This is a genomic window from Streptomyces sp. NPDC000941, assembly GCF_053599555.1.
In genome coordinates, this window is the sequence record NZ_JBSFMM010000423.1 from 1 (window position 1) to 4469 (window position 4469).

Genomic DNA, 4469 nt, shown 5'->3' on the forward strand with positions numbered 1-4469 from the left:
CCAGTCGATGAACGGCGTCAGAGCCGCCGCACACTCGGCCAGCCGTTCCGCGAACGCCGGGGACTCGTCCATGAGTCGGGCACCCATACCCGCCCACTGCGAACCCTGCCCCGGGAAGACAAACACCGACCTCCCCTCGACATCGGCAACCCCACGCACCACCGCGGCCGACGAGGTGCCCTTCGACAGCGCCTCCAGTTCCCGCCGGAAGTCCTCGATGTGCTCGCCGACGACCACGGCCCGGTGCTCGAAGAGCGACCGCGAAGTGACCAGCGAATACCCGATGTCGGCCGGTGTCGTCTCGGGGTGACCGTCCAGATGGGAGAGCAGATTGGCGGCCTGTTCGCGCAGCGCGGCGGCGCCGCGGGCCGACAGCACCCACGGAAGGGCCCCCGGCCCCGCCTGGCCCGGCTCCTCGACGGGGGTCCGCGGCAGCGGCACGGCCTCGGGCGCCTGCTCGAGCAACGCGTGCGCGTTGGTGCCGCTGACGCCGAACGAGGAGACCGCACAGCGGCGCGGTCCTCCGGTGTCCGGCCATGCGACGGGGTCGGACAGCAGCGCCACCGTGCCGGGTGACCAGTCGATATGCGACGACGGTTGCTCGACGTGCAAGGTTTTGGGCAGCAGCCCGTGGCGCATCGCCATGACCATCTTGATCACGCTTGCCACACCGGCCGCCGACTGAGTGTGCCCGATGTTGGACTTCACCGAGCCCAGCAGCAGCGGTCGGTCCGGGGCGCGGTCATCGCCGTAGACCGCCTGCAGCGCCTGGACTTCGATCGGGTCGCCCAGCGCTGTGCCGGTGCCATGCGCGTCGAGGGCGTCCACGTCGCCCACCGACAGGCGCGCGTTGGCCAGGGCCTGCCGGATGACGCGTTGCTGGGACGGTCCGTTCGGCGCCGTCAGACCATTCGAGGCACCGTCCTGGTTGACCGCCGAACCGCGCACCAGCGCGAGCACCGGGTGGCCGTGGCGCTGGGCGTCCGAGAGCCGTTCGACCAGCAGGATGCCGACGCCCTCGGCCAGGGTCATGCCGTCGGCGGCGTCGGAGAATGCCTTGCACCGGCCGTCCGCGGCCAGCGCCCGCTGGCGGCTGAAGGCGAGGTACGAGGCGGGCGTGGCCATCACGGTCGCGCCGCCCACCAGGGCGAGCGAGCTCTCTCCTTCGCGCAGCGACCGGCACGCCAGGTGCAGGGCCACCAGCGACGACGAACACGCGGTGTCCACGGTGACGGCGGGGCCTTCGAGGCCGAACACATAGGACAGCCGGCCGGAGAGCACGCTGGGGCTGCTTCCGGTGACCATGTGGCCCTCGGTGCCGTCCGCGACCCCGGTGCCGTAGTCCTGGTAGGTCGATCCGATGAAGGTGCCGGTGAGGCTGGAGCGCAGCGACCGCGGGTCGATGCCCGCCCGTTCGAAACTCTCCCAGGCCGTCTCCAGCAGCAGCCGCTGCTGCGGGTCCATGGACAGCGCCTCACGCGGCGAGATCCCGAAGAACGCCGGGTCGAACTCGCCCGCCTCGTGGAGGAAACCGCCCAGTGTCGAGTACGTCCTGCCCGCCCGGTCGGGGTCGGGGTCGTACAGCGCGGCGGTGTCCCAGCCGCGGTCGGCGGGGAACTCCGAGATGGCGTCGGTCCCGTCGGCCACGAGCCGCCACAGCTCCTCGGGGGAGCGTACGCCGCCGGGGAAGCGGCAGCTCATCCCGATGATGGCGATCGGCTCGTCGTCGTGGGCCGAGGAGAGCGCCACGGGCCCGGTGCCGGCCGCCGCCCCGGTGCCGAGGATCAGCGTGCGCAGCTGCCGGGCCAGGGCCAGGGGGCTCGGGTAGTCGAAGGCCGTGGTGCTCGGCAGGTTCAGGCCGGTCAGGGTGACCAGGCGTTTGCGCAGTTCGACCGCGGTCAGGGAGTCGAACCCCAGGTCGCGGAAGGCGCGCTCCTCGGGTACGCCGTCGGCGGAGGCGTGCCCGAGTACGACGGCGGCCTCGGCGCGGACCAGGCTCGTCAGCAGCCGCTCCTGCTCGGCCTCGGTGCGCCCGTGCAGCCGCTGGGCCAGCTCCGACGCGCCCCCCGCGGTCTCGGACGCGGGCCGCTCGCCCGCCTGTGCTCGCGCCTGCTCCCGGGCCTCGGGCAGATCGCCGAGCAGCGGGCTCGGCCGTACGGAGGTGAAGACGGGGAGGTACCGGTCCCAGTCGACATCGGCGACGGTCACGGTGGTGTCGCCGTGCACCACGGCGCGGCGCAGTTCGGCCATGGCCCGCTCGGGTGCCAGGAAGCGCAGGCCGCGCCGTTTGAGGCCGTCCGCCATCGCGTCGTGGGTGGCCATACCGGATTCGGCCCACGGGCCGAAGGCCACGGAGGTGGCGGCGAGTCCGCGGGCGCGGCGGTGTTCCGCCAGCGCGTCCAGGTAGGCGTTCGCCGCGCCGTAGGCGCTCTGGCCGCCGCTGCCCCATACGCCCGCGATGGAGCCGAACAGCACGAACAGCTCCAGGTCGCGGTCGCCCAGCAGGGCGTCGAGGTGGGCGGCCCCGGCCAGTTTCGCCGCGACCGCCTCCTCGAACTCCGCGGGCGCCATGCCCTCCAGGGGTGCGGCCGAGGCGATGCCCGCGGTGTGCACGACCCCGGTGAGCGGGGAGTCTGCGGGGAGGTCCGCGAGGACGGCGGCCAGCGCGTCGCGGTCAGCGGCGTCGCAGGCCACGATGCGCACCCCGGCTCCCAGGGCCTCCAGTTCGGCGCGCAACTCATCCGCACCGGGGGCCTGTGCGCCCCGGCGGCTGGTCAGCACCAGGTGTTCGGCGCCGGCGCGCGCCAGCCACCGGGCGACCTCGGCCCCCAGGGCGCCGGTGCCGCCGGTGACCAGGAGGGTGCCGCGCGCGGTGAAGTCGCGGGGGGCGGGCAGGTCGTCCACCGTACGGTGGGCCAGTCGGCGGGCGGACACGCCGGTGGCGCGGATCGCCACCTGGTCCTCGTCGTGGTGGGCCGAGGCGGGCTCGGTGGATCCGGCCAGCACGCTCATGAGCCGCTGGGCAGCGGGCCGGTCGACCATCTCGGGCAGGTCGACCAGTCCGCCCCATCGCCCGGGGTGTTCCAGGGCGGCGGCCCGTCCCAGGCCCCAGATGGCCGCCTGGAGCGGGCTGGTGACCGGGTCGGAGGGCCCGGTGGACACGGCGCCCCGCGTGGCGTTCCACAGCGGCGCGGTGACGCCGAGGTCGCCGAGCGCCTGCACCAGGGCGACGGTGAGTGCCAGTCCGGCGAGCAGGGCCGGGTGGTCGGGGGCGGGGTGTTCGGCGCCGGCCAGCAGCGAGAGCACTCCGGACACCTCGTCGAGGCGCACCCCGTCCGCGGCGCCGTCCGCTCCTTGAACGTCGCTCTGGAGATCTCCCTGAACGTCCCCGAGCCGTGCGGCCAGGACGGCGCGGTCGGCGCATGTGTCGTCCAGCACCACCCGGTGGACGCGGGCGCCTTGGACGCGCAACGCTTCGACCACGTCGTCCTGGAACGGGTCGTCGGGCGCGCCGTCCGCGGTGACGACCAGCCAGGTGCCGGCCGCCACCGGTGCCGTGGACACCCGCAGCGGCTGCCACTCCACCCGGTACCGCCAGGAGTCCAGTACGGCCTTCTCATGCCGGTTCTGGCGCCAGGAGGAGAGCGCGGGCAGCAGCGCGTAGAGCGATGCGTGGTGTTCGTCCTCCAGCCCCAGCACGGTGGCCAGTTCCGCCGCGTCCCTGCGCTCGACGGCGCTCCACAGCGCTTCGTCCGCCGGATCCGCGACCGCCTCCGGGCTCATGGGCGCGGTGGTGGCGGTGTCAGGCCAGTAGAAGTCGTGCTGGAAGGCGTACGTCGGCAGGTCGACACGGCGTGCCCCGCTGCCGCCGAAGTACCCGGACCAGTCCACGCGCACCCCGCGGACGTGCAGCTTGGCCAGGGCCGCCGCGACGGTCGGCTCCTCGGCGCGGTCGGCCCGCAGGGCGGGCACCGCCTCGGCCGTGGAGTCCTCGCCGAGCGTGTCCTCGGCCATCGCGGACAGGACTCCGTCCGGGCCGAGTTCGAGGAAGGTGGTCGCGCCCGCGTCGCGCAGGGTGCGTACGCCGTCGGCGAAGCGGACCGTCCCGCGGACGTGTTCCACCCAGTAGTCCGGGGAGCAGATCTGCTCCTCGGTGACGATCCCGCCGGTCACGTTCGACACCACCGGGATGGTCGGCGCCGCGTAGACCAGGCCCTGTGCCACCTCGCGGAAGCCGTCGAGCATGGCGTCCATGCGGGGCGAGTGGAAGGCGTGGCTGACCCGCAGCCGCTTGGTCTTGCGGCCCAGATCGCGGAAGTGTGCCGCGGCCTCGAGAACCGCCTCCTCGTCACCGGAGAGAACCAGCGCGGACGGACCGTTCACGGCGGCGACCGCCAGCTCGTGGTCCCGGCCGGCCAGCAGCGGCGCCACCTCGTCCTCGGTGGCCTGTACGGACACCATCGCCCCGC

1 protein-coding gene is annotated in these 4469 nt (G+C 73.8%); it reads right to left on the reverse strand.

The window, feature by feature from the left end; translation table 11 throughout:
* Positions 1-4469, reverse strand: a 4469-nt coding sequence (locus tag ACWDSL_RS52105) for an SDR family NAD(P)-dependent oxidoreductase (RefSeq protein WP_450496642.1), incomplete at both ends; no start/stop codon positions are given.